Origin of the sequence: Streptococcus sp. FSL L8-0526, assembly GCF_038007145.1 — a bacterium.
GTDB classification, from domain to species: Bacteria; Bacillota; Bacilli; order Lactobacillales; family Streptococcaceae; genus Streptococcus; species Streptococcus thermophilus.
The window spans coordinates 1,122,435-1,147,665 of sequence record NZ_JBBOWP010000001.1; the positions used below are offsets into that span (position 1 = coordinate 1,122,435).

The window sequence follows — 25,231 nt, forward strand, 5'->3', positions numbered from 1 at the left end:
TCTGCTTTTAATATGCTTAAAAACTTTTGTTATAATACTATTTGAATAGGTTTCTTTGATTTTTTCTAGAAAACTAAATTCTTAATTGACAAAAAATGATGTTGAGAGGAGACCTTCATGTTTGCACAATTGGATACAAAATCAGTATATAGCTTCATGGACAGTGTTGTAGATTTAAACACCTATGTAAAACGTGCCAAAGAGCTTGGTTATCAAAGCATTGGTTTGATGGATCGTGATAATCTCTATGCGGCCTATCATTTTGCCCAGCTTGCAATCAGAAATGGTTTACGTCCTTTAATTGGAACAGAAGCTAATTTATTCTATGAAGGGAGAAAAATTCCCTTTCGCCTATTAGCTAAAAATAATCAGGGCTATAAAAACTTGATGAAGTTGGCAACAGAGCTGTCTTCAGGACAGCGGGAGTTTACACATTTTTCAGACTATCTGAATGACATTGCCCTAATTCTTCCAAGTGAGGACTGGGAACCTGGGATGAGTCTTGGCTCAGAAGTTTTCATTGGGGTAAGACCTGAGGATGCTGGTAAAGAGTTTGATTATCCTGTGGTTCCTTTACATACAGTGCGTTACTTTAAAAATGCAGATCGCTCGACTATCCAGACATTACATGCTATCTCACAAAATGTGTCCTTGTCTGAGGTATTCATCTGTCCTATGAATCAGCTCCTTTTTTCGGCCAAAAAAATGGAAGAAGCTTATAGTAAGCTTCCAGAGGCTTTAAATAATTTGAATCAGCTTGTTTCAGATGTCTCTTATCAATTTGATGCAAATCTCAAGCTTCCTCGTTTTAATCGTGAAATGCCAGCAGTTGATCAATTGCGTCAGTTAGCTCAATCTGGATTAGATAGTAAAGCGTTAAGAGAACCAGCTTATCAGGAACGTTTAGACAAGGAATTGTCAATAATACATCAAATGGGTTTTGATGACTATTTCTTGATTGTTTGGGATTTGTTACGTTTTGGTCGTAGTCGAGGTTATTATATGGGAATGGGACGTGGGTCTGCTGCAGGGAGTTTGGTAGCTTATGTCCTTGATATTACTGGGATTGATCCAGTTAAAAATGATTTACTTTTTGAGCGTTTCTTAAATGAGGAACGTTACAGTATGCCTGATATCGATATAGACTTACCTGATATTTATCGAAGTGAGTTTCTTCATTACGTTAGAGACCGATATGGTAGTAAGCACTCTGCACAGATTGTTACTTTTTCAACTTTTGGGGCTAAGCAGGCTATCCGAGATGTTTTTAAACGTTTTGGAGCTAAGGAATTTGAATTATCCCAACTCAGTAAAAAAATATCTTTTCGAGATACTTTGACAACTGTCTATGATAAAAATATGTCATTCAGACAGCTAATTAATCAGAGGCAGGAATTTCAGAGAGCTTTTGAAATTGCTAAGGCTATTGAAGGCCAGCCAAGACAAACCTCCATACATGCTGCAGGTATCGTGATGAGCGATGATGACCTGACCAATCATATTCCTCTTAAGGCAGGTGAGGACATGATGGTTACGCAGTACGATGCTTCCGCAGTCGAGGCCAATGGTTTGCTTAAGATGGATTTCTTGGGGCTTCGAAATTTGACCTTTGTTCAAAAAATGAAAGAGAAGCTTGAAGAAGAACAGAGAATTGCTATTGATATCAAATCCATTGACTTAGAAGATTCACAAACCCTAGAGCTTTTTGCCAGTGGTAAGACAAAGGGAATTTTTCAATTCGAGCAGGCAGGTGCTATAAATCTCCTTAAACGGATTAAACCTGCTAAATTCGAAGAAGTAGTAGCGACAACCTCTCTCAACCGTCCAGGAGCTAGCGATTATACAGATAATTTTGTTGCTCGTAAATATGGTAAGGAGAAAGTAGATCTCATTGACCCAGTGGTTGCTCCAATTCTTGAACCTACCTATGGTATCATGCTTTATCAGGAGCAGGTTATGCAGATTGCCCAAGCATTTGCTGGCTTTAGCCTTGGAAAAGCCGATTTGCTTCGTCGGGCAATGTCTAAAAAAGATGCCAATGAAATGTCCAAGATGTCCGAACAATTCATGGAAGGAAGTCGTCAGTTAGGGCGTGACCCACAGGTTGCTAAACGTCTCTTTAGTATGATGACTAAGTTTGCAGGATATGGTTTTAATAAAAGCCATGCCTATGCTTATTCAGCCCTAGCCTTCCAATTGGCTTATTTTAAAACGCATTATCCTCAGATATTCTATGACGTCATGTTAAATTATTCGTCAAGTGATTACATTAGGGATGCAATTGAAAATGGCTTTTCTTTAGCTAGCCTGGATATTAATATAATTCCTTATATGAACAAGATTTCTGATGGAAAGATTGTACTAGGTCTAAAAACCATAAAAGGTTTGCCCAGAGATTTTGCACTTTGGCTTATTGAGGATCGCCAACAAAATGGTAAATACATTTCTATAGAGGATTTTTTGACACGTATTCCTAGTAAATATCAAAAAGTAGATATTTTGACACCTTTGATCCAAATAGGATTATTTGATCGTTTTGAGCCTAATAGACGGAAAATCATCGGAAACTTAAGCAACCTCTTTACTTTTGTTAATGAATTAGGGAGTTTGTTTGCAGAGTCATCTTATTCTTGGGTGGAGTACGAAGACTATAGTCAGACAGAACGCTACAGTATAGAGCAGGATCTACTAGGAGTTGGACTTAGTACACATCCATTACATTTAGCTCAAAAAATGGCATCACGGCCCTACCAACCAATTTCTGAGTTGACTTTAAACAGTAAGGCTACAGTTTTGGTCCAGCTTGAATCAGTTCGCATTATCAGAACGAAAAAGGGAGACCAGATGGCTTTTCTAAGTGTTTTTGATGGGGTGAATAAACTGGATGTCACTCTTTTTCCAGAGACTTATTTCTATCACAAAGATAAGTTAAGCGAAGGCAGTCTCTTTTATCTAGAAGGACGAACTCAAGAGCGCGACGGACGTCTTCAATTAATTTTGTCAAATATAGAGGAGGCTAGCACTGAGCGTTTCTGGATTTTACTAGAGAATCATAATAAAGATTTAGAAGTTTCTCACATTTTAGCCAAGTATCCTGGACATATTCCTGTGGTTATTCGTTATCAGGGAAGCAATGAAACGATAGTTAGTCAACGATATAAAGTGTCTAAGAACGAAGAACTCAGTAGGGAATTAGCACCTTTTGTGTTGAAAACGGTTTTACGTTAAAAAAACGATAAAACTTTTCAAATTTAAAGCCATTTATAATTCTTTGTGTTATAATGAAAATGTTAAATATATAAAAGGAGTATCAGGAATAATGAAACGTATTGCTGTTTTGACCAGTGGTGGAGATGCCCCTGGTATGAACGCTGCCGTTCGTGCAGTTGTTCTCAAAGCAATTTCCGAAGGAATTGAAGTGTTCGGCATTAACCGTGGATACGCCGGTATGGTTGAAGGAGATATCTTCAAACTTGATGCCAAAGGCGTAGAAAACATACTTAGCCGTGGTGGCACTTTCCTTCAGTCTGCTCGCTATCCCGAGTTTGCCCAACTTGAAGGTCAACTTAAAGGTATTGAGCAACTTAAAAAACATGGAATCGAAGGTGTAGTTGTTATTGGTGGAGATGGTTCTTACCATGGTGCTATGCGTTTGACTGAACATGGTTTCCCAGCAGTTGGTCTCCCAGGAACTATCGATAACGATATCGTTGGTACAGACTATACAATTGGATTTGATACAGCCGTTGCAACTGCAACAGAAGCTTTGGATAAAATCCAAGATACAGCTTTCAGTCATGGACGTACTTTTGTCGTTGAGGTAATGGGACGTAACGCTGGTGATATCGCTCTTTGGGCTGGTATTGCTTCAGGTGCTGACCAAATTATTGTGCCAGAAGAAGAATATGACATCAACGAAGTGGTTCGTAAAGTTAAAGAAGGTTATGAATCTGGCGAAAAATCTCACCACATTATTGTGCTTGCTGAGGGCGTTATGGGTGCTGAAGAGTTTGCAGCTAAAATGAAAGAAGCTGGAGATACATCAGACCTTCGTACTACAAATATTGGACACGTAGTTCGTGGTGGTTCACCAACTGCACGTGATCGTGTTCTTGCTTCATGGATGGGTGCACATGCCGTTGATCTTCTTAAAAAAGGAACTGGTGGTGTTGCTGTGGGTATCCATAATGAACAACTTGTTGAAAGTCCAATCCTTGGTACAGCAGAAGAAGGTGCTTTGTTCAGTCTTACTGAAGACGGTAAAATTATCGTAAACAATCCACACAAAGCTCGTCTTGATTTTGCAGAGCTTAACCGTTCTTTAGCTAACTTGAAATAATAGCGGTTCTACTAATTATTGTTAATCCGTCGCAAAAGCGACAATAAATATAAGGGAGTTTTATTTATCATGAATAAACGCGTAAAAATAGTTGCTACACTTGGTCCTGCGGTTGAAATCCGTGGTGGCAAGAAATTTGGTGAAGATGGTTACTGGGGTGAAAAACTTGACCCTGATGCATCTGCTAAAAACATTGCTCAATTGATCAAGGAAGGTGCTAACGTTTTCCGTTTCAACTTCTCGCATGGTGACCACGCTGAGCAAGGTGAACGTATGGATGTCGTACGTATGGCTGAATCTATTGCTGGTCAAAAAGTAGGTTTCCTTCTTGACACTAAAGGACCTGAAATCCGTACTGAATTGTTTGAAGGTGATGCTAAAGAGTATGCATACAAAACTGGTGAACAAATCCGTATTGCTACTAAACAAGGTATCAAATCAACTCGCGACGTTATTGCTTTGAACGTTGCTGGTGGACTTGACATTTTCGACGATGTAGAAGTTGGTAAACAAGTTCTTGTGGATGATGGTAAACTTGGTCTTCGTGTTGTAGACAAGGATGCTGAAAAACGTGAATTTATCGTTGAAGTTGAAAATGATGGTATTATTGCTAAACAAAAAGGTGTAAACATCCCTAACACTAAAATTCCTTTCCCAGCACTTGCTGAACGTGATAATGCTGATATTCGTTTTGGTCTCGAACAAGGTATTAACTTTATCGCAATCTCATTTGTACGTACTGCGAAAGACGTACAAGAAGTACGTGCTATCTGTGAAGAAACTGGAAACGGCCACGTTAAATTGTTGGCTAAAATCGAAAACCAACAAGGTATCGATAATATCGATGAAATCATTGAAGCTGCTGATGGTATCATGATCGCTCGTGGTGACATGGGTATCGAAGTACCATTCGAAATGGTTCCAGTTTACCAAAAAATGATTATCACTAAAGTAAATGCTGCTGGTAAATTTGTTGTTACAGCTACAAACATGCTTGAAACAATGACAGAAAAACCACGTGCAACTCGTGCTGAAGTATCTGACGTGTTTAATGCTGTTATCGATGGTACTGATGCGACAATGCTTTCTGGTGAGACTGCAAACGGTAAATATCCAGTTGAATCAGTTCATACAATGGCTACAATTAATAAAAACGCTCAAGCTCTTCTTAAAGAGTATGGTCGTCTTGATCCATCAACATTTGATCGCTCAAGTAAAACTGAAGTTGTTGCATCTGCAGTTAAAGAAGCTACCAACTCAATGGATATCAAACTTATTGTTGCACTTACTGAATCTGGTAACACAGCTCGTTTGATTTCTAAATACCGTCCAGAAGCTGACATCTTGGCAGTAACATTCGATGAACTTACTCAAAAATCATTGATGCTTAACTGGGGTGTTATTCCAATTGTTACTGAAATACCTTCATCTACTGATGATATGTTTGAAGTTGCTGAGCGTGTTGCTCTTGAATCAGGTCTTGTCGAATCAGGTGATAACATTGTTATTGTTGCTGGTGTTCCAGTTGGTTCTGGTAATACAAATACTATGCGTATCCGCACAGTTAAATAATATAAGTTATACTTAAATATAAAGAAGGTCCGTGAGGATCTTCTTTTTTTAGTTTTATATTCTATTTAACTATAAAATTTATCTAGTGGAAAATACTATATAGATTATATTTGAGGAAGTGGATTAATGGGGCTATATAAAATAGCTGAGTTGGTTATAAATGAGTATTATGATAAATTAGATGATTTTTTTTGAATCTTAGCTTTTATTTTGATTGTAAATTCCTAAAAGATTCAGGTATAGCTGTAATAGTTTACGCTCTACACTCCTATTTTAAATCGCCAGCTAAATTCAATTGCTTAAGATAATTTGCCTAGAAATATATTGTCTTAGCTACACTTATTTTAAGAGTGCTTTCAAAATTTGTTAAAGTTCCTAAAAAACTTTCAAAAAGATAATGAAGAGACGTTTTATGGAGTTAACCATAATCATTAAGATTTAGAAATTTAAACATTTCCTTTGAATTCATTTTTTAAAAATTAATTAATATAATCGCTTTCTTTAAAATAATGAAATCTTAAAATTATCTTTTTGAACAATTTTAAATACTGCTAAACATACGCATATATTTTATATAGACTTGGATAAAGTTATATTTATATAAAAAATAAATTAACTTTCCTGATCGTGTTAGAATGTTAAACGATTAATATTTTAAAATACTCTTAATCTCATTGAGGGGTAAGATACTTTAATGTTAAGTGTGGAGGATTCCCAAAGTGGGTAAAGATTTATTAAATAATTGTATAAGTCGATTTTCAATTCGTAAACTCAATGTAGCCGTGTGCTCTGTCTTACTTGGAACTCTTGTAATGCTTGGTACTGATAACAAAGTTTTAGCAGACGAGTTAACTACAGAAGTTCAAACAGTGCCGCTACACCACTAGTCAAGATGTAAAACTATAATAGTACATTGGTATCAATTATTACGAGCGAATCAACAAGTGAAACTGCAACATCAGTTACAGATAGCTAAGCAAGGGCTAAAACTGAAGCTTCTCAATCTACAGATAACGGTAGTAGAACTGCTAAATCGATGGATTCATCAAGTCAAACATCAGAAGCCAAGAATCAAGAATTATGAATCATCTTTCACAGCTCAATCCTCCTTAGAGAATTTGGTAGTTGCTAACGGTTAGACAAATACTTCAGCATTTGCTGTAAATAATGAATTAGAGGCAACTGAGGTAGCCATAATGAATACTGAATCAGATTACTGATAACAACGGCTATACAACTGATTGAGTTTCTAAAGACAAAGAAGCACATTCTTCTATAAATGAATTCTGGGATAGCATGGATGGACTATATATTCCATATTCCAACTGTTACTCCAAAAGAACTTGAAGGGGAAGACAAGACCTCTATGGATGTTCAAGGAGTTAGTTAAACTGCTACTCCAGAATTCACTATTGAAGGAACAAATAATAATAATGAGAAAGTTAAAATCACACTTGTTTTTGATTATCTGTTCAAGCTTGTCGATTCAACAACTGGAAATGTAATCAATGATCTTGTTTTGACTGTAGAAGGAAAAGGAATCTACTTAGATGAGATGACTGTAAAGGTTACCTTTGTACCAATCCCAGGATTTAGTGGGACTGCCAAGGGTGTAACAGTTTCTCCTATGGATTCAGTTGGTCGTGATAGAGATGGTAAAATGTCAGATAATGCTCTTAAAACTGCAACTGATAAGTATAGACCAACTGTCACACCAGTTACTTCAGTTGGTAATAAGATTGCAATTCAAACAGGATTTACAGAAGGTGACATCCGAGTATCAATAAATGATGCCGTTACAGTTACATTTGAAGATAGCACCACTCCCAAGACATGAAATAGTCTTGGGAGTTACAAGGTAGTTTGCAGATGGTACAGTAACATTCACACCAGAAGCTTAATTTACAGGACCTGTCCCAGCACTTACAGTGGTTCATGAAGATGTGAACGGTACTAAGGCTTCAGTGACCTACCCACCTACTGTATTGCCAGTTAGGTCATTTGTAGATAAGAATGGTAAGGAAATTCCAGAAAATCCTACAGTTGATAGTGAACAAGCAAAAGCTGAAATTTCTTGTTCCCCAACAGAAGATGGCGAACAAGAGAAGAAAGAAATCCCGAGTTATTAATTTGAGAAGAGTAGTAGATGAAAATGGTAATACTCAGCACATCTACAAACATACTGTGACTCCAACTCCAGAATCACAGATAACTCCACAATCACAACCAGAACCTTAAGATACTAAGGATCTTGTCTATCCAGAAACTGGTAGCGAGAATTCAAATCTTGCATTTGTTGGTCTGGCAAGTCTTCTAGCATAAATGGGATTCTATGCTAGAAAACGATGCAAATGTTGAAATCGATTAGCAGTCGTTTAAGGCAGTAGAATTCTGATTCCAATTAATATAGACCTCACAGCATTCGTTATGGGGTGGTCTATTTGTATACCCATGCGTGATACTTTCCTAAGTCGTCAGAGTTGACTTTGCCTTTTAGGAAGTGTAAGCTATATTTCAGTTAAAGGATTATAAGGAGGTCCTACCATGATTGAAATTTCTTATCTAAATGCAGCTAAGCAAGAATGCCATATCTCATTTGAAGATTACAATGAATTCGTTAGAGCTCAGCAAGCCTGTTGGATTGCCATACCAGACTCAACGCCAGTAACTAAGGTAACCATCAACGGCCATGATATTGAATACAAAGGACAATTCGGTGACCTTTACTTCCATATTATGAAGTTAGACTTAGCTCAATATCAGTAAGAAAAAATGAGAAAAAGGACCAGAAGATAGCTTCTGGTTTTTTTCTTCTTTAAAGGTTTTTTTTATAAATTAAGAATATTGCTAGTTAACTGAAAATGACTTACAATAGAGGGTAAGAATTTATATTAATAATTTATATAAGGAGACAGATATGAAAAACAAGCGTTTAATTTGGACTTTGGTTTTCTTAGCTATCTTGACGCTCGGCTCTATTGGTACAGATCTGTTCAAAAAAGAACAGCAAAATACCCATAAGGTTGCTAAAGTTGGAATCCTCCAGTTCGTCACTCATGATGCCCTGGATCAAATCGAGAAAGGTATTGAGGATGGACTTAAGGAAGCTGGCTATAAAGGGGACAAGGTTCAAATTACCCTCCTAAATGCCGAAGGGGACCAATCTAAGATTCAAACCATGTCTAAACAATTGGTCAACGACAAAAACGATGTTGTTATCGGTATTGCAACGCCAGCAGCTCAGGGACTAGCAGCAGCTACCAAGGATATTCCAGTCATTATGGGAGCTATCTCAGATCCTGTTGGGGCTAAATTAGTTAAGAATCTCAAGCATCCGGAAGGTAATGTCACAGGAACTTCCAATCAAGTACCTATTAAGCAGACAGTAGAGTTGGTCAAATCACTGACACCAAATGCCAAAAAAATAGGTATTCTCTACGCTTCAAGTGAAGACAATTCCAAATCACAGGTTGAAAGCTTTAAAAAATATGTTGAACAAGACGGTTTAAATGTGGTTGAATACGCTGTACCATCAACCAATGAAATCAACACAACCATGTCAGTAATGACTGGTAAGGTTGACGCCATCTGGATACCTCAGGATAATACCATTGCATCAGCTTTCTCAACAGTAATTTCTTTAGCCAATCAAGCTAAGATTCCCGTTTATACAACTGTTGATACCATGGTTAAAGAAGGCGGTTTGGCCTCAGTCGCTCAAAACCAATACGAGCTTGGAAAAGCTACAGCCCGTAGTGCTGTTAAAGTTCTTAAAGGTAAAAAAGTTAAGGATGTCCCAGTTGATGTGATTGATGATGGGACTCCAACGCTAAACCTTAAAGTTGCTCGAGATCTTAACATCACCATACCTGACGATGTGCTTAAGCAGTCAGACATTGCTGTTAAAGCTGATAAATAAGGAGTACTTATGATTATTTCATCCATTTATCAGGGTCTTCTATACGGAATCTTAGGTCTTGGGATTTACATGACTTTCCGTATCTTAGATTTTCCTGATTTAACGACAGAAGGTTCCTTCCCCTTAGGTGGGGCAGTAGCAGTAACCCTCATGAATTTTGGTTGGAACCCTATCTTGGCGACCTTGGTTGCTGTAATAGCCGGCTGTCTTGCTGGTCTAGTGGCTGGTCTCCTTTATACAAAAGGAGAAATTCCAACGATATTGGCAGGAATTCTGGTCATGACTTCCCTTAACTCAGTCATGCTTATGATAATGGGAAGAGCCAATCTAGGTCTCCTTGGTATTAAGACAATTCAAGATCTGCTTCCTTTTAGTAAGGATTACAACCTCTTAATCGTTGGTCTCTTAGCTGTAACTATCGTTATTGCTTCCTTGATTGCCTTTCTTAACACGCGCCTAGGCCAAGCCTACATTGCTACTGGTGATAACCGCGATATGGCCAAATCTTTCGGTATCAATACGGATTCAATGGAAGTTATGGGACTTATTATCTCAAATGGTATTATTGCCCTCTCAGGAGCCTTGATTAGTCAACAGGACGGTTATGCCGACGTTTCAAAAGGGATTGGGGTCATAGTCATCGGACTTGCCAGCATTATCATTGGTGAAGTCTTGTACGGGACTAACTTGACCTTGTTGGAACGATTGATTGCCATCTGTGTAGGTTCAATCCTTTATCAGTTCCTTTTGACAGCTGTAATCGCTCTTGGCTTTAACACTAACTACCTAAAACTCTTTAGTGCGATTGTTCTAGCCCTTTGCTTGATTTCGCCTGTCCTGCGCCGAAAATTATATAAGGGGGTGAGCTTATCACGATGACAGCTATTGTAGAACTCAAAGATGCAACTGTTAAGGTTAATAACGGTTTTGACACTGAAAAAATCATTTTGGATCATGTCAATCTTACCATTAGGGAAGGTGATTTTATTACCATCCTTGGTGGAAATGGTGCCGGAAAATCAACCCTCTTCAACGTCATTGCAGGAACCCTCATGTTGACTAGTGGTCAGATTTTTATCATGGATGAGGAAGTTACGGCTCTACCTGCTGAGAAGCGTGCCAAACACCTCTCACGTGTTTTCCAAGATCCTAAAATGGGAACTGCTCCTCGAATGACTGTTGCGGAAAACCTTTTGATTGCCAAATACCGTGGCGAAAAACGTGGTCTTAAATCACGTCATCTTCACCTGTATACCGAGGAATTTCAAGGTTTGATTGAACTGATTAGTAACGGTCTGGAAAAACACCTGGAAACACCAGCAGGTCTTCTATCAGGTGGTCAGCGTCAAGCCCTTAGCCTCTTAATGGCGACACTTAAACATCCTAAGCTCTTGCTCTTAGATGAGCACACCGCAGCCTTGGATCCTAAGACAAGTGTGGCTCTTATGAAGTTGACTGATGAGTTTGTGACGAGAGACCATCTTACAGCCTTGATGATTACCCATCACATGGAAGATGCTCTAAAATATGGGAACCGTCTTATCGTTATGAAGGATGGACAAATCATTAAAGATCTTACCAAGGAAGAAAAGGATCAATTGGATATCACAGACTACTACGCTATGTTCGAATAGGCCTAGATTGACTCTAAATTGTAAAATAAGCCAAAAAGTTGTATACTTAAAGAGTATGCAACTTTTTTGTTGTGGCCTGTAAATCGACAAGGAGACTGTTCGCATGAACGTTCAGCTTCTTGGACCGTCTGTATAAATAGGCTCTAGAAGAGAGTCAAACTAAAAAGGAGAAAAACAAGCATGAGCGATATTAAAATTATTGCCCTAGGTGGAGTGCGTGAAAATGCTAAGAACCTCTATATTGTTGAAATTAACGACTCTATCTTTATCTTGGATGCTGGTCTAAGGTATCCTGAGAATGAACAATTAGGTGTTGACTTTGTTATCCCTAATTTAGATTATTTGGTTGAAAATAAAGACCGTATCCAGGGGATTTTCTTGACGCATGGGCACGCTGATGCCATTGGTGCCCTACCTTATATCTTGCAAGACGCCAAAGTACCAGTCTTTGGGTCATCACTTACTATTGAGTTAGCTAAGCTTTTTGTAAAAAATGCTGGCGTTAATAAATTCAATAATTTCCATGTCATTGACTCAGAAACTGAAATTGAATTCGATGATGCAGTGGTCTCATTCTTTAAGACAACTCACTCTATCCCAGAATCAATGGGGATTGTTCTTGGGACGGACCGAGGCAATATTGTCTATACTGGTGATTTCAAGTTTGACCAAGCTGCTCGCCCTTACTACAAAACTGATTTAGGTCGCTTGGCTGAAATCGGTCGAGAAGGTGTCTTGGCCCTCTTGTCAGACTCAGCAAATGCGACAAGTACTGAACAAACAGCTTCAGAAGCAGAAGTTGGCCAAGAGATTGACCAAGTTATTGCCGATGCAGATGGACGTGTTATTATTGCAGCAGTTGCCTCAAACTTGGTTCGTATTCAACAAGTCTTTGATTCAGCTGCTGAACATGGACGTCGCGTTGTTCTTACAGGTTTTGACGTTGAAAATATTGTTCGTACAGCTATCCGTCTTAAGAAATTGACTGTGGAGCATGAGAAGCTCATTGTCAAACCAAAGGATATGAACAAGTTCGAAGACCACGAGTTGATTATCCTCGAAAATGGACGTATGGGAGAGCCAATCGACGGTCTTCAAAAAATGGCAGTTGGCCGTCACCGTTATGTTCAAATCAAAGATGGGGACTTAGTTTATATCGTAACCACACCAAGTATTGCTAAAGAAGCAGCGGTCGCACGCGTAAACAATGCTATCTATAAGGCTGGTGGGACTGTTAAGATGATTACACAGAATCTTCGTGTATCTGGACATGCCAATGCTCGTGAGCTTCAATTGATGCTGAATCTTCTTCGTCCACAGTATCTTTTCCCAGTCCAAGGGGAGTACCGTGAACTTCAAGCTCATGCTGAGTTAGCCCTTGAAGTTGGGATCCTTCCAGAAAACATCTACATTGTTAAGCGTGGAGATATCATGCACTTATCAGAGGACCAAGGTTTCCTTCATGAAGGTGCTGTCCCAGCTGGTGATGTTATGATTGATGGTAATGCTATCGGTGATGTTGGAAATATCGTGCTTCGTGACCGTAAGGTCTTGTCTGAAGACGGTATCTTTATCGTTGCTATTACAGTCAATAAAAAGGAGCGTAAGATTGTTTCTAGAGCGCGTGTCAATACGCGTGGCTTCGTCTATGTTGAAAAGAGCCGTGATATCCTAAGTGAGTCTGCTGATATTGTCAATGCAACTGTTGAAAATTACTTGGCAGGAGATAGTTTTGATTGGGGAGAACTTAAAGGTGCGGTTCGCGATGATGTGGCTAAGTTCCTCTTTGACCAAACCAAACGTCGCCCAGCAATTCTTCCAGTTGTTATGGAAGTACGTTAATTAATTATTAGAGTGTGAGTATGTTACTTACATTCATTGATATTAGAAAGTCTCACAAGACTATTTTGAAAAAGAAAAAGCTGGGCTGTCCCAGCTTTTCTATCATTAAGAAAGGAAAAGACAAATGGCTTTTTTTCAAATTGAATACTCATCAGTTGTTCTAGGACAATACCGTCAAGTAGATGTTATCTATCCGGATCGTGATCAGATTGCTGAAACGGAAAGTGATACGGACATTCCAGTCCTTTATCTTCTTCATGGTATGGGGGGGAATCATAATTCTTGGGCCTTCCGTACGAATATTCAGCGTCTCCTTCGTAAGACCAACCTCATTGTCATTATGCCTAATTCTGAAAATGGATGGTATACAAATACTAAATATGGCGTAAGATATTACGATGCCATTGCTAAGGAGCTTCCTCAAGTCATGCAACGTTTTTTCCCAAGTATGACAAAGAAGCGTAAAAAGACTTTTATTGCTGGACTTTCTATGGGTGGCTATGGTTCCTTTAAAATTGCCTTAACCACGAATAACTTTGCTTGCGCAGGTTCCTTCTCTGGTGCCCTTGGTTTATCTACAGAGATGATTAGAGATGAGACCATTGAGTCCAAGGAATACTGGCGGGGTGTCTTTGGTGATTTGGAAGGAAAAGATATTGAGCAGCATAAATTGGTTAATTTAGCCAAGCAACATGACAAGAAAACTAAATTTTTTGCTTGGTGTGGTCTGGAAGATTTCCTTTTTGACACTCAAGATCAAGCAGTTGCTGATTTGAAGGCTCTTGGCCTAGATATTGACTACAGTATAGACCATGGAAGACACGAGTGGTATTATTGGGAAAAACAACTAGAGGCCTATTTAGAATGGTTACCTATTGATTATATTAAAGAAGAACGCTTATCCTAATTGGTCAAGTATGTAACATCTTGTCAAAGAGATGATAAAAGCTTAAAGTGATATTTTTTACTTTCTAGAATGATTAGAGCATGATATACTAGGGGAAATTTCGAAAAGGAGGCTCTGTATTGAAAAAATTATTGAGAGTAATCTTCTATATTCCCAAACTTCTCTTACGATTTATATGGAATCTTATTTGGGCTATTTTTAAACTTGCCCTTATCCTAGCCATAGTTGGTTATGGACTTATCTATTATGCTAACAACTCTTCAAGTACCTTAGCTACAAACATTAACCGTGCCTTTCGACAAGTTGAGCTAGGTTTTAGTGGGACCAATACAAGTGATGTTGAAAAGGTCGTTTCAAACCTATCGACGACAGATACAATTCCTGAGTCTAATGGTGCCAGATGGGCACAAAATACAGCTAGCATCTATATTCAATCTACAGATGAAACCTTGGTAGCTGCTTATAAGGAAGCTATCACAAACTGGAACAAAACGGGTGCTTTCATCTTTACTCTGACAGATGATGCGTCAACAGCTGATATTGTTGCGACAGACTATTCCGATGCTAATTCACAAGCAGCTGGTCTAGCGGATAGTCAGACTAATATTTTAACAAATCGTATCACTCATGTGGATGTTAAGTTGAATCGTTATTTCCTCTTGAATAGTGATTTTGGTTATACCCACAAACGTATTGTTAATACGGCCGAGCACGAATTGGGGCATGCCATTGGCTTGGATCACGATGACTCTAAGACATCAGTTATGCAATCAGCGGGTTCTTATTACGGTATTCAACAGGTGGATATTGATACGGTTCATGCCCTTTATGCCAATTAAGGAGGTCTGTCATGCGTTATATTAAACACCTTGTTAGGCGTTACCCTATGCAAAGCTTTCTCATTCTTTTCAATGCTGGGGTATTTACCTGGTTGCAAACAACGGGAACCATGATTGCCTACCGTTTGGATTTATCAGGTGATGATATTTGGATCTATATTCCCACTTGGGTAAACACCTTAACTAGCCACTCCCTTGAGAATATTCGAACCCTATATGGTGCCTCAGGTTTGACTTGGCTAATGACATCTATGATTATAACCTGGTTCGTGACTTTTCTTAAAGGTCTTATGAGAGCCGTAGTTCTTGTGCTTGTCATTGCTATTGGTTTATGGCTTGTCTATCGACATTTCGAACTCTTGCAAAATTTAAAACTGTCCTAAGGGGTAGTTTTTTTAGGATATTACGGCGTTTATTTTCTGAAAAAGTATGATATAATATAGCTAATTTATTATTTTGGAGGACATTATGGCTTTAGCAAAAATCGTTTATGCCAGTATGACCGGTAATACGGAAGAAATCGCAGATATTGTTGCCAAAAAATTGGAAGAATTGGGTCACACTGTGGATGTAGACGAGTGTACAACGGTTGATGCCGCTGATTTTGAAGATGCGGACATCTGTATCGTAGCGACTTACACTTATGGTGATGGTGAGTTGCCAGATGAAATCGTTGACTTTTACGAAGATTTGGCTGACCTTGACTTGTCAGGTAAAATCTTTGGTGTTGTAGGTTCAGGAGATACCTTCTACGATTATTTCTGTCATTCAGTGGATGAGTTTGAAAATCAATTCACATTCACAGGAGCGACTAAGGGTGCTGATAGCGTCAAGGTTGACCTTTCTGCTGAAGATGAAGATATCGAAAACCTTGAAGCTTTCGCTGAAAAAATTTCAGAAGCATTAGCATAAGAAAAAAGCAGAGTAAAGTCTGCTTTTATTGTAGTTAAAATGGAGTTTTTATGAATGAAATAGAAAGAGATTTTAGGACGCAATCTCAACATCTTCTTTGGTCCGTTTGGCGAGGGCTCTTAGTGGGGGTGACGGCAGGAGCAGTGGTCAGTCTTTTTCGCTGGTTAATTGCCAAAGGGGCCGAGTTTTCTGTAGCTATATACAAAGACGCCCTTCATAATCCACATCTGATTTTGGGAATTGTCCTGGTTAATCTCTTGATTGCACTTTTTATTGGTTACCTTATTAAGCAGGAAAAAGACATCAAGGGCTCAGGAATTCCCCATGTTGAAGGGGAACTGATGGGGCTCTTACATCCGTCTTGGTGGTCAGTATTATGGCGTAAGTTCGTGGGTGGTGTCCTTGGGATTTCAATGGGACTGATGTTGGGACGTGAGGGCCCTAGTATTCAACTAGGTGCCATGACTGCTAAGGGATTAGCCGAGGGACTTAAGCTCTCTGCACGTGAGAAACGTGTCTTGATTGCTGCAGGAGCAGCAGCAGGATTATCGGCTGCCTTCAATGCCCCGATTGCTGGTCTCTTGTTTGTCGTTGAAGAAGTCTATCATCATTTCTCTCGTCCTGTTTGGGTGACAGCTTTAACGGCATCTTTAGTGGCCAATGCTGTTTCCCTACGCATCTTTGGTCAGGTATCAGTCCTTGCTATGACAGAAAAATTACCAGTATTTCCTTTGAAAGATTATTGGATTCTTATTCTCTTGGGGACTTTTCTAGGTGTGCTTGGATACGGTTATGAGTGGGTTGTCTTACGTATTGGTAAGGTCTACCAAGGGTTAGGGAAAATCTTCCACTTGCCATCTCATTTTTATGGCCTTTTGGCAGTTCTGTTTATCATTCCTATTGGTCTTTATTTTCCACATCTTTTAGGTGGTGGAAATGAATTGATTCTTGCTTTAAATGGTTTACATCCTGCTCTAACTGTGGCCATCCTCTATTTGGCTATTCGCTTTGTTTGGAGTATGTTGTCCTTTGGTTCAGGATTTCCTGGTGGGATTTTCCTTCCAATTTTAACTCTAGGTGCTCTTTCTGGTAGCGTTTTTGCGGCAGCTTTTGAAAATCTAGGATTCTTACAAGTCAGTCAGTTCCCTATTTTTATCATTCTTGGTATGGCTGGTTATTTCGGCGCGGTATCTAAGGCACCGCTAACTGCTATGATTTTAGTGACTGAGATGGTGGGGAACCTTCACCAATTGATGACAATTGGAGTCGTGACCCTGATTGCCTATCTCGTCATGGATTTCATGGGAGGAGAACCTGTCTATGAAGCCATGCTTCACAATCTAATCGCTCACGAACCAAAACAAGTTGATAATATACCGACGATGATTGATTTACCAGTTACAGATAGTTTAGCTGGTCGATTGGTTAAGGATTTAACTTTACCTGACGGGGTTTTGATTTCCACTCAGATTTTTCAAGACCAGTCTGAGGTTGTTCACGGAGACACACGTCTAAAAGCAGGAGCAACCCTGTATCTGGTTGTTAATGAAAGTAATATCAGTCAGGTAAGAAAACTCTTTTTATAATCAATTCAAAGGCTTGAGGCTCTTTTGTCCTCAGGTCATTTTTGTTATAATGGAGAGAAAAAAAGGAGGTCAGTATGGACTTAAATGAGATTCGCCAACAGATTGACTCCGTTGATAATGAGATTGTGGCTTTGTTGGAAGAACGTATGAAATTGGTAACTCGAGTAAGTGCTTATAAACAACGCACTGGAAAGGCGATTTATGATCCCGAACGAGAGCAAGCCCTGCTAGACAAGGTAGGCGCTAGTGTTCTTAATCCTGAATATAAAGAAGCTATCGTCGCAAGTTTTGCGGATATTATGAAGCATTCACGTACTTATCAAGCAAGTAAGCTAGAAGAAAAGTAGGCCCCTAGGATGAAAGTAAGACAATTAAGTGATAGTAAAGGTCTTTCTTACTTACATTTAGTAATGTTAAGTCTTTATGCAATTTTGTTAGGGGTACTGGTTGGACTGATTGATGCTGTTTTTGGGCGCGTGCTTATAGGACTCTCGGAATTTCGTGACCACCATCTCTTTTATCTAGTCCCGGCACTTCCTTTAGCAGGTCTTTTGATAGTTTACCTCTACCAAAAGTTTGCTGGTAAGGCAGCGCAGGGAATGGGCTTGATTTTCAAGGTTGGACATAATGAGGAGGATCAAGTTCCCCTAAGGTTAATTCCACTGGTGACTGTAACCACATGGCTGACCCACCTTTTCGGGGGATCCGCAGGTCGTGAGGGAGTTGCTGTACAACTAGGGGCCACAGTTTCTCATGCTTTTAGTCGCTATTTTAAGCTCCCTAATGCTTCATGCATTTTCTTGACCATGGGAATGGCCGCTGGTTTTGGAGGACTCTTCCAAACACCAATCGCTGCGACCTTCTTTGCACTTGAGGTCTTGACCTTAGGACAGTTAAGCCTGCCAATCTTAGTACCGACTCTTATTGCATCTTTTATGGCTAGTACAACAAGCCATCTCTTAGGTCTTGAAAAATTTAGCCACTTTGTATCCAAAAGTTTGACTATTGACCTTGAGACGTTTATGAAATTAGCTCTTTTAGGTTTGGCCTTTGGTCTAGCAGGAAACCTCTTTGCTTATCTCTTGTCACTAGCTAAAAAGAAAGTAGCAAGTTTGCTCCCCAATCCCTATTATCGTGTTCTCTTAGGAGGTGTCGTCTTAACCTGTCTTCTTTTGATTTTGTGTAAGGGACGCTATACAGGGCTTGGAACGAATTTGATTGCTTTAAGTGTTGATGGTGGGACCATTTATCCATTGGATTGGCTCTTTAAACTTCTCTTGACTGTCTTTACCTTATCTCTTGGATTCCAAGGAGGAGAAGTAACCCCTTTGTTTGCCATCGGAGCAAGTCTTGGTGCTGTGCTAGCACCCATTCTTGGTCTTCCTATCTCTCTTGTAGCAGGTCTTGGTTATTTGTCGGTCTTTGGTAGTAGCACCAATACTCTATTAGCACCGATTTTTATTGGTATTGAGGTCTTTGGCCCCGCTAATGCAATCCCTTATGCGATTGTCATGGCTTTTGCTTATATTATCAATCATAAGACAAGTATTTATGGTCAACAAAAAATGCTAGAAATGCAATAAGATACTAGACATCCTGATAATTTTTTGATAAGATACTAAGAGTGTGTAATGGACACACAAAAATAACGGCTAATCCGCTGGGACACAGAGGTTGCTCTTAAGATTAGTAAGATAGGAGTATATAAAAATGAATCCATTGATCCAAAGTTTGACAGAAGGTCAACTTCGTACTGACATCCCATCATTCCGTCCTGGTGACACTGTTCGCGTTCACGCAAAAGTTGTCGAAGGAACTCGCGAACGTATCCAGATCTTTGAAGGTGTAGTTATTTCACGCAAAGGTCAAGGGATCTCAGAAATGTACACAGTTCGTAAAATCTCAAGCGGTATCGGTGTAGAACGTACTTTCCCAATCCACACTCCACGTGTTGATAAGATTGAAGTTGTACGCTACGGTAAAGTCCGCCGTGCTAAACTTTACTACTTGCGTGCTTTGCAAGGTAAAGCTGCACGTATCAAAGAAATCCGTAAATAATTTACAGATTTCACTGAAAAAATCTGTCCTCGTGGCAGATTTTTTAATAAGTCCTCTTAGTTAAATGGATATAACAACTCCCTCCTAAGGAGTCGTTGCTGGTTCGATTCCGGCAGAGGACATTTTTAATCCTTTAACCATGCGGTTTTAAAGCGTTTTGTCCACATTCTGTCCACATTTGTTTTATCCTTTCGTCGTTGCGTGATTTTTGCTCTTGCAATTGATGAGCGTAAACTTCAAGTGTGATGTTCAGATTTTCATGCCCTAAAACTTGCGATACAGAAATCAAGTCAATATCGTGGGCAATTAAATAGCTAGCGTAAGTGTGCCTTAACGAGTGGACACGTACTTCACGACCAACGATTTTACGCAAGGTCTTATTAACTGCATTGTTGGATAGTGAAGGTAGTAGTCTGCCGTCATCGGTAGGTGGCATTTGGTCGATAAAGTTTATAAATTCATCATCAAGCGGTATCTCTCGGATACTGCTTTTTGTTTTTGTGGGCATAAATCCAGTATTGTTTTTATAGTCCCATGTTTTGTTGACTGATAACATGCCAGTATCTCGGTTGATATCATCCGCTGTTAAACCAAGGCACTCAGCAAAACGGATACCAGTTTTGGCGATGATATAGAGTGCTGCATAAGACGCATACTCTGGATGCTTGCTTGTCTCGTAGATCAATCGCTCGTATTCTTCGACCTCTAGGAATTTCGTTTCAATATCACGACCTTTGTTCTTTGCGTTGATTTTAGCAAACTTGCAAAAGTTACGCTTGATATATCCTTCATGCACTGCCATTTCAATGCACGCCTTGACATGCACATTAAAACGCTCGACAGTATCTTGAGCGTGAGTTTTAGCGTAACTATTCAGCACACGTTGGTACTCAGTGGCAGTAATAGATTTCAGCTTCTTATCGCCGAAAAATAACTCTATCTTGCGCTGACTGTTGATATATGCCTTATAAGTTATTTTCGAAACAGTTGGCTTCTTATAAACCTCACACCACTGTTTAAAATAATCGTATAGAGTAATATCTTCATCGACATTAATGTTATCTTGAAGTTTCAGTTCCATCTCAGCAGCAGCCTTGATAGCTTCTGACTTAGTCCTGAAACCACCCTTAGTTTTCGGTTTGCGTTTACCAGTAGAATCGTAATAATTTATACGATATTCCCATCCGTTTGGGCGTTTTCTGTACGATGCCATTCATCTAATCCCTCTAAAATATAAATTTACACCAGAACCAAAAATATAATAAAAGAATCCCCGCACTCATGATTGTCGAAGCTTGAGAGCACAGGGATTTTTGTTATTTAAGGTTGGCAACTGCGTAGTCAGCTTCTTCTTGAGTGAATTTATCAAAATTTACCAATTGATCACGTATTGCGTCTGGAGACATAGCCATAGTATCTTGATATTGCTTCGCTTTTTCAAGAGCCTGCTTATTATAGTCAATACCAGCGTTGTCTACAGCGTAGTTAGAAGCCTCTTGAGAGTACTTATCGAAACTGACTAGTTGAGAGCGCAGTCCCTCCTTAGACATTGGAACGGTACCAGCGTACTGTTTAGCTTTGCTTACCGCTGTTCTATACTCTTTAGGCACTTTACTTTCACTTGATTGCTCGGTTTTAGCCTCTGACGTCTTGCTAGTTTGAGAAGACGTGCTTTTGGCTTGAGAACAAGCAGTAAGAGCAATAACAGAAAGGCTTAGCAAACCAAAAGACAATATTTTTTTCATAATATTTCCTCCATCAGCTTTTAACGTGATTCAGTTTTGCACGTAGTTTTAAATAACACTTTGCTGAATTTTCCTAAATTCATCTTGTATCATCGCTTCGCCCCAAGTCGTGGAAATATCATACTGTGCAGCGAAGCGAACCCAATTAAAATCGTAGATATCAGTAGATTTTAAATAATCAACTAGTAATTCTCGAATCATAAATCTATCAGCTTGATTTTCATATTGTAAAAGTAGTCTCTTGTAATGTTTTGGGTCATGGTTGATATGGCCGATTTCATGTAAAATGACTTTTTCACGCTCTTGTTTAGATAATGATTCGTTAACATATATTCGTCTTAAGTCTGGAAAGTAGAACCCAGACCTTTCCCACAGTTCAGCAGGGAAAATGAATAACGATATTTTATATTCTTTCAACAGCTCATCAATCTTCATCTCCCGCTACCTCAATCGAAAGTCTAATAATTTGCTCTATTTTCTTAACGTCGTCATCAGATAGTGGCTTTCCGTCAAACATTACGACTTTTTCACGTAAGTTTGAAAGGTCGATTGATTCTTTTTTGACATCAGTTGATTCATTGGTATCATATCCCATTAACCAAGCTTCTGATACGCCTAGTGTTTTAGATAGAAGAACTAACTTATCTTGGTCTGGAATAGATTTCCCACTAACATATTGAGAGAGGGCGCTCTTACCAAGTTTTATTCCTAATTCTTTTTGGAATTTTTCCGACTGTTTAAGAATATCAACTTGCCTCAAGTTTCGTTCTTTCATTATTTGAGACAGTCTTTGAGCTGTATTTTCTTTCATAATATTATATCACCTTTCATGAGGGTATTATATAGTATATTTTCATAAAGTTCAAGAAAAAAGTAAAAAAAGTTCAAAAAAATGAACAAAAAGACTTGACTTTGTTTTTTGAGGTGCTATAATAAAATCATAAAGTTCAAGACATTGAACAAAAAGAAAGGAGTAACTATGATTTATGATTATTCAAAATTAAATGGAAAAATTGTTGAAGTTTTTGGCACAAAGAAAAAGTTCGCACAAAGCATGGACTTGTCTGAAAAGTCAATATCTGCTAAGACAAACAACAAACGAGGCTGGCAACAGTCAGAAATTTCAAAAGCTTGCGAATTATTACAAATTCCAAGTGATGAAATTAATTCATATTTTTTTAAATATAAAGTTCAAGATGTTGAACATAATTAGAAAGGAGTAACAATGAACGAAATAGCACCAAATGATTTCAACTACTCTTTGCTCGATGCAAAGACGAAAGAATTCTTAGAAGAACGTGCCAACATCATTTATGGTATTCAAAGCAAGAGTGCTTATGAAATAGGGAAACAACTTGCCAAAGCTCAAAAAGAGCTTTCGACTAGAGGGTACGGATGTTTCGAAGAGTGGTATAGGAGTTTGGGATTTAAAACAACAAAAGCATACGAATATATCAATCACTTCAAATTCGTTTCTTCGCAAAACGAAGAAACAAAAATAAATTTTTTTGAAAGTTTGCCTAAAACGTTACAAGCTCAAGTATCTAAACCATCTGCCAATCCAGAGGTTAATCAAGCAGTATTCAACGGAGATATCACAACTCACAAAGAATACAAAGAGCTTGAGCGTCGTCTAAAACTCAAAGACCAAGCACTAGAAGCAGTTAAAGGCGAGCTTGAGCGTGCTAAAGCAGTCAAACCAGTTGAAAAGGTAATCGAGAAAGAAGTCATTCCGCAAGATTACAAAGCAACGCAAGACCTTAACAAGCAATTGCTAGGAAAAAATAAAGACCTATCAGAAGAGCTTGATTCATTCAAACGTAGATTGCGACTTAAAGAAGCGTCTTATGAAATGCTCGAAAAGGAAACATCAGAGGCATTAGCCTTGAAAGAGTCTATTGAGCACTTACGAGCTGATAAGGAAAAGCTCGAAAATAGCGTTACTAACTTATTTAACCTAAGCAAGCTCGTTACCAAGTTTGAAGACTTCTTTGACGAAGAAATGGCACCGCTCAGATTTAAAACCCTTATCCAAGGGATTGGCAAAGATGCTCAGATTGAAAAGCTAAGAGACATCTTGACGCTAACTGAAAACTGGTTAGAAGAAATGAACAAGATTATACCAGAAGATGGAAGAACAATCATAGAAGGAGAAATTGTAAATGAGTAAGAAAAAAAGTAAGAAAGACAACGTTCTTATCGAGACAGTAAAAATGCAAGGCGAACAAGCTATGCAACTCGTCAAACAAGCAAAATTTAACCAAAACTTATTGGATGAAGTGATTGGTTTGAAAGACGAAATGGACAGAAATGTTAGAAAGACTAATCAAAAGCTAACTGACATTGAGTTGCTTGTCGAAGAAGTCAACAAGAAAGTCCATATTGATGACGGTGAAGCTACGAAAATCAAAAGCATTATTTTCCGAAAAGCTGGCGTGTTTGCAGATACATACTTCGATAATCAGAAATCACATCCTAGTGACAATCTGTTCGCTTTGAAGAAAGGTCAGTTTATTCGCTTGATGTACTCACGTTTGAAGAAAGCCTTTAATGTTACTAAATACACTAACATCAAGCACGTTGACGCTGAGAAGGCAGTTAAGTTTTTGGAAGATTTATCTTACGACGATTTTACAAAATTTGAAATTCGTGAGACACCAAAACAAAAAGAGCTTATCGCTCTTGAAAAGGGTGACCCAAAAATGTCTCACCTTATGAATTGAAATCTATTATATCAAAACACAAAGGAGTAAATATGAAACCAAAACGATATCCATATAGTGGAAAGAAAAAAGAGTCAAACACTATTGTAAAAGTAGCGATTGACTCCTCAAAAGCAACAAAAACCCCTAGCGAATTGCTAGAGGAATGGGAATGGGTTAAAGCCAGAGAAGCATTCTATGTCAGCGTTGATCAAGAGCGCATATCTGCTTTAAAACGGTTGAATGAAGCTACTTATCGTGTCGATAAAGTTGATCGTTCAATTCAGCAACTTGGCTCTCGAGTTTAGTAATCTTTGCATTAAGCTTATCAATTTCTTGAATATTGAATGAAGTTTCAAGATCAACTGCTTGGGCTTTGAGTAATTCATCAACAAGTTTGACGATAGCATCAGAACCACCCGCAAATTTGGTTAGTGCCTCGTCAGCCGCTTGTTTCAATGCATCGAATTGTTTGCTCATAAGACAGTCTCCTTTCCATAATATTTGACTAGCAATTTTCATAAGGAGATGAGAGGCCCTATTTAATCGTTTGTCATGAATCGATTATATCAGAAAGGATAGTAAAACACAATATATTGTGTTTTCAATACAATCAAAAAACTATATATTGTGTTTTTGGAGTAAACATGAAAAAAACTTTAAGCAAGTTACTTATTGACAGAGGAATGACAGTCACAGAGTTATCTGAAAAGACTGGTATCAGCTATAACACGTTGATGAACATCGGAAAGAGAGACATTTCTTTCAGTAGAATGGTGAAAATAGCTGACGCTTTAGATGTTAGTTTAGACGAATTTAGAAAGGAGTAATGAATGACAGACCCATTCAAACCATTAGCTGACCGATTTGACAATCTGCTGACCACTGTCATAGCGGATAAAACAAGGGCGTTTGACATAGATCAAACACTCCCACTGATTTTAACTGCAAAACAGTGTCAAGCGATGTTGGGAATTGGAAACTATACCGAGTTTCTAAGAATAACCAATTTAGACGGTTTCCCAAAAATTGATAAAGGTCGTGGGAGTCAAGTTAGATATCCACGGGATGCCGTCAGAGATTGGTTTAATAATAATTGGCAAGATATAGCGTAAATATATATTAAAAAACCTCACTAGTCACTTAGTGCGGTTAGGGAAAGAGAAAGGAATTTGA

Annotated in this window: 29 protein-coding genes, 1 tRNA gene and 1 pseudogene; 26 read left to right on the forward strand and 5 right to left on the reverse strand. The window is 38.6% G+C overall.

The features are described from left to right. Positions 1 to 117: 117 nt before the first annotated feature. The 20 genes and pseudogenes from NSQ85_RS05900 (at position 118) to NSQ85_RS05995 (ending at position 19,730) form a co-directional block, all read left to right on the forward strand. On the forward strand, positions 118 to 3,228 hold the full coding sequence (locus NSQ85_RS05900; protein ID WP_340781352.1) for a DNA polymerase III subunit alpha: 3,111 nt from the start codon (positions 118 to 120) through the stop codon (positions 3,226 to 3,228). 91 nt (positions 3,229 to 3,319) lie between these two features. Continuing rightward, positions 3,320 to 4,339 carry a 6-phosphofructokinase gene (gene pfkA, locus NSQ85_RS05905; protein WP_024009942.1) on the forward strand — a complete coding sequence of 340 codons (1,020 nt, stop codon included), beginning with the start codon at positions 3,320 to 3,322 and terminating at the stop codon, positions 4,337 to 4,339. Between the two features lie 69 nt (positions 4,340 to 4,408). Continuing rightward, positions 4,409 to 5,911 (forward strand): pyruvate kinase, encoded by a 1,503-nt coding sequence (gene pyk, locus NSQ85_RS05910; RefSeq protein WP_340781353.1) that lies wholly within the window; start codon positions 4,409 to 4,411, stop codon positions 5,909 to 5,911. A 719-nt stretch (positions 5,912 to 6,630) separates the two neighbouring features. Further along, positions 6,631 to 6,765, forward strand: a pseudogene (locus tag NSQ85_RS05915) (YSIRK-type signal peptide-containing protein); the annotation flags it as partial. Positions 6,766 to 7,358: 593 nt separating this feature from the next. After that, positions 7,359 to 7,748 carry a hypothetical protein gene (locus tag NSQ85_RS05920; RefSeq protein ID WP_332068229.1) on the forward strand — a complete coding sequence of 130 codons (390 nt, stop codon included), beginning with the start codon at positions 7,359 to 7,361 and terminating at the stop codon, positions 7,746 to 7,748. Positions 7,749 to 7,854: 106 nt separating this feature from the next. Then, positions 7,855 to 8,040, forward strand: coding sequence for a hypothetical protein (locus tag NSQ85_RS05925; protein WP_157795620.1), 186 nt, complete (start codon positions 7,855 to 7,857; stop codon positions 8,038 to 8,040). A gap of 415 nt (positions 8,041 to 8,455) precedes the next feature. Next, positions 8,456 to 8,677, forward strand: coding sequence for a DUF4649 family protein (locus NSQ85_RS05930; RefSeq protein ID WP_002950961.1), 222 nt, complete (start codon positions 8,456 to 8,458; stop codon positions 8,675 to 8,677). Positions 8,678 to 8,828: 151 nt separating this feature from the next. Next, complete coding sequence (gene trpX / locus NSQ85_RS05935; RefSeq protein ID WP_100262449.1) at positions 8,829 to 9,830, forward strand: tryptophan ABC transporter substrate-binding protein; 1,002 nt, start codon at positions 8,829 to 8,831, stop codon at positions 9,828 to 9,830. A 9-nt stretch (positions 9,831 to 9,839) separates the two neighbouring features. Beyond that, positions 9,840 to 10,709 (forward strand): ABC transporter permease, encoded by an 870-nt coding sequence (locus NSQ85_RS05940; RefSeq protein WP_340781355.1) that lies wholly within the window; start codon positions 9,840 to 9,842, stop codon positions 10,707 to 10,709. Next, positions 10,706 to 11,464 carry an ABC transporter ATP-binding protein gene (locus NSQ85_RS05945; RefSeq protein WP_179971959.1) on the forward strand — a complete coding sequence of 253 codons (759 nt, stop codon included), beginning with the start codon at positions 10,706 to 10,708 and terminating at the stop codon, positions 11,462 to 11,464. Before NSQ85_RS05940 ends, NSQ85_RS05945 begins: the two co-directional genes overlap by 4 nt. A gap of 180 nt (positions 11,465 to 11,644) precedes the next feature. Next, positions 11,645 to 13,306, forward strand: coding sequence for a ribonuclease J (locus NSQ85_RS05950; RefSeq protein ID WP_100262452.1), 1,662 nt, complete (start codon positions 11,645 to 11,647; stop codon positions 13,304 to 13,306). 124 nt (positions 13,307 to 13,430) lie between these two features. Further along, the gene (locus tag NSQ85_RS05955; protein ID WP_340781356.1) at positions 13,431 to 14,213 is read left to right on the forward strand and encodes an alpha/beta hydrolase; all 783 of its coding nucleotides are present in this window, start codon (positions 13,431 to 13,433) and stop codon (positions 14,211 to 14,213) included. Between the two features lie 119 nt (positions 14,214 to 14,332). Next, complete coding sequence (locus tag NSQ85_RS05960) at positions 14,333 to 15,052, forward strand: matrixin family metalloprotease (protein ID WP_100262454.1); 720 nt, start codon at positions 14,333 to 14,335, stop codon at positions 15,050 to 15,052. 11 nt (positions 15,053 to 15,063) lie between these two features. Continuing rightward, positions 15,064 to 15,435, forward strand: coding sequence for a hypothetical protein (locus tag NSQ85_RS05965; RefSeq protein ID WP_100262455.1), 372 nt, complete (start codon positions 15,064 to 15,066; stop codon positions 15,433 to 15,435). A gap of 85 nt (positions 15,436 to 15,520) precedes the next feature. Beyond that, positions 15,521 to 15,964, forward strand: coding sequence for a flavodoxin (locus NSQ85_RS05970; protein WP_002888085.1), 444 nt, complete (start codon positions 15,521 to 15,523; stop codon positions 15,962 to 15,964). A 50-nt stretch (positions 15,965 to 16,014) separates the two neighbouring features. Further along, positions 16,015 to 17,550, forward strand: a complete 1,536-nt coding sequence (locus NSQ85_RS05975; protein WP_111679623.1) for a ClC family H(+)/Cl(-) exchange transporter — start codon at positions 16,015 to 16,017, stop codon at positions 17,548 to 17,550. Positions 17,551 to 17,624: 74 nt separating this feature from the next. Next, positions 17,625 to 17,897, forward strand: coding sequence for a chorismate mutase (locus tag NSQ85_RS05980; RefSeq protein WP_011226101.1), 273 nt, complete (start codon positions 17,625 to 17,627; stop codon positions 17,895 to 17,897). Positions 17,898 to 17,906: 9 nt separating this feature from the next. Further along, a complete protein-coding gene (locus NSQ85_RS05985) occupies positions 17,907 to 19,133 on the forward strand; it encodes a voltage-gated chloride channel family protein (protein WP_014621688.1) in 1,227 nt (408 codons plus the stop codon). 127 nt (positions 19,134 to 19,260) lie between these two features. Continuing rightward, positions 19,261 to 19,608, forward strand: a complete 348-nt coding sequence (gene rplS / locus NSQ85_RS05990; RefSeq protein ID WP_002950935.1) for a 50S ribosomal protein L19 — start codon at positions 19,261 to 19,263, stop codon at positions 19,606 to 19,608. Positions 19,609 to 19,658: 50 nt separating this feature from the next. Beyond that, a tRNA-Arg gene (locus tag NSQ85_RS05995) sits at positions 19,659 to 19,730 on the forward strand. Positions 19,731 to 19,741: 11 nt separating this feature from the next. Here the strand turns inward: NSQ85_RS05995 and NSQ85_RS06000 are convergent. The 4 genes from NSQ85_RS06000 to NSQ85_RS06015 form a co-directional block, all read right to left on the reverse strand. Next, positions 19,742 to 20,821, reverse strand: coding sequence for a site-specific integrase (locus NSQ85_RS06000; protein ID WP_340781357.1), 1,080 nt, complete (start codon positions 20,819 to 20,821; stop codon positions 19,742 to 19,744). Positions 20,822 to 20,924: 103 nt separating this feature from the next. Further along, positions 20,925 to 21,353, reverse strand: coding sequence for an Ltp family lipoprotein (locus tag NSQ85_RS06005; protein WP_340781358.1), 429 nt, complete (start codon positions 21,351 to 21,353; stop codon positions 20,925 to 20,927). Between the two features lie 48 nt (positions 21,354 to 21,401). Continuing rightward, positions 21,402 to 21,788, reverse strand: a complete 387-nt coding sequence (locus NSQ85_RS06010; RefSeq protein WP_340781359.1) for an ImmA/IrrE family metallo-endopeptidase — start codon at positions 21,786 to 21,788, stop codon at positions 21,402 to 21,404. Next, positions 21,778 to 22,164 (reverse strand): helix-turn-helix domain-containing protein, encoded by a 387-nt coding sequence (locus NSQ85_RS06015; RefSeq protein ID WP_340781361.1) that lies wholly within the window; start codon positions 22,162 to 22,164, stop codon positions 21,778 to 21,780. Before NSQ85_RS06015 ends, NSQ85_RS06010 begins: the two co-directional genes overlap by 11 nt. Positions 22,165 to 22,332: 168 nt before the next feature. On the opposite strand from NSQ85_RS06015, the gene NSQ85_RS06020 reads away from it, so the two are divergent. Genes NSQ85_RS06020 through NSQ85_RS06035 form a run of 4 tightly spaced genes read left to right on the forward strand, consistent with a single transcriptional unit; the run spans position 22,333 to position 24,363 of the window. Then, entirely contained in the window at positions 22,333 to 22,566 is a 234-nt protein-coding gene (locus tag NSQ85_RS06020) for a DUF739 family protein (RefSeq protein ID WP_340781362.1), read from the forward strand. Positions 22,567 to 22,578: 12 nt separating this feature from the next. After that, on the forward strand, positions 22,579 to 23,523 hold the full coding sequence (locus tag NSQ85_RS06025) for a hypothetical protein (protein ID WP_340781363.1): 945 nt from the start codon (positions 22,579 to 22,581) through the stop codon (positions 23,521 to 23,523). Next, a complete protein-coding gene (locus NSQ85_RS06030; protein WP_340781364.1) occupies positions 23,516 to 24,076 on the forward strand; it encodes an ORF6C domain-containing protein in 561 nt (186 codons plus the stop codon). Before NSQ85_RS06025 ends, NSQ85_RS06030 begins: the two co-directional genes overlap by 8 nt. A 32-nt stretch (positions 24,077 to 24,108) precedes the next feature. Beyond that, complete coding sequence (locus tag NSQ85_RS06035) at positions 24,109 to 24,363, forward strand: hypothetical protein (RefSeq protein ID WP_340781365.1); 255 nt, start codon at positions 24,109 to 24,111, stop codon at positions 24,361 to 24,363. Here NSQ85_RS06035 and NSQ85_RS06040 read toward each other — a convergent pair. Next, the gene (locus NSQ85_RS06040) at positions 24,305 to 24,535 is read right to left on the reverse strand and encodes a hypothetical protein (protein ID WP_340781366.1); all 231 of its coding nucleotides are present in this window, start codon (positions 24,533 to 24,535) and stop codon (positions 24,305 to 24,307) included. The two genes, NSQ85_RS06035 and NSQ85_RS06040, sit on opposite strands and share 59 nt — an antisense overlap. Before the next feature lie 167 nt (positions 24,536 to 24,702). Between NSQ85_RS06040 and NSQ85_RS06045 the strand changes: the two genes are divergently transcribed. Then, a complete protein-coding gene (locus tag NSQ85_RS06045) occupies positions 24,703 to 24,885 on the forward strand; it encodes a helix-turn-helix domain-containing protein (RefSeq protein WP_232985500.1) in 183 nt (60 codons plus the stop codon). A gap of 3 nt (positions 24,886 to 24,888) precedes the next feature. Next, positions 24,889 to 25,170 carry a DNA-binding protein gene (locus NSQ85_RS06050; RefSeq protein ID WP_340781367.1) on the forward strand — a complete coding sequence of 94 codons (282 nt, stop codon included), beginning with the start codon at positions 24,889 to 24,891 and terminating at the stop codon, positions 25,168 to 25,170. Positions 25,171 to 25,231: the final 61 nt, after the last annotated feature.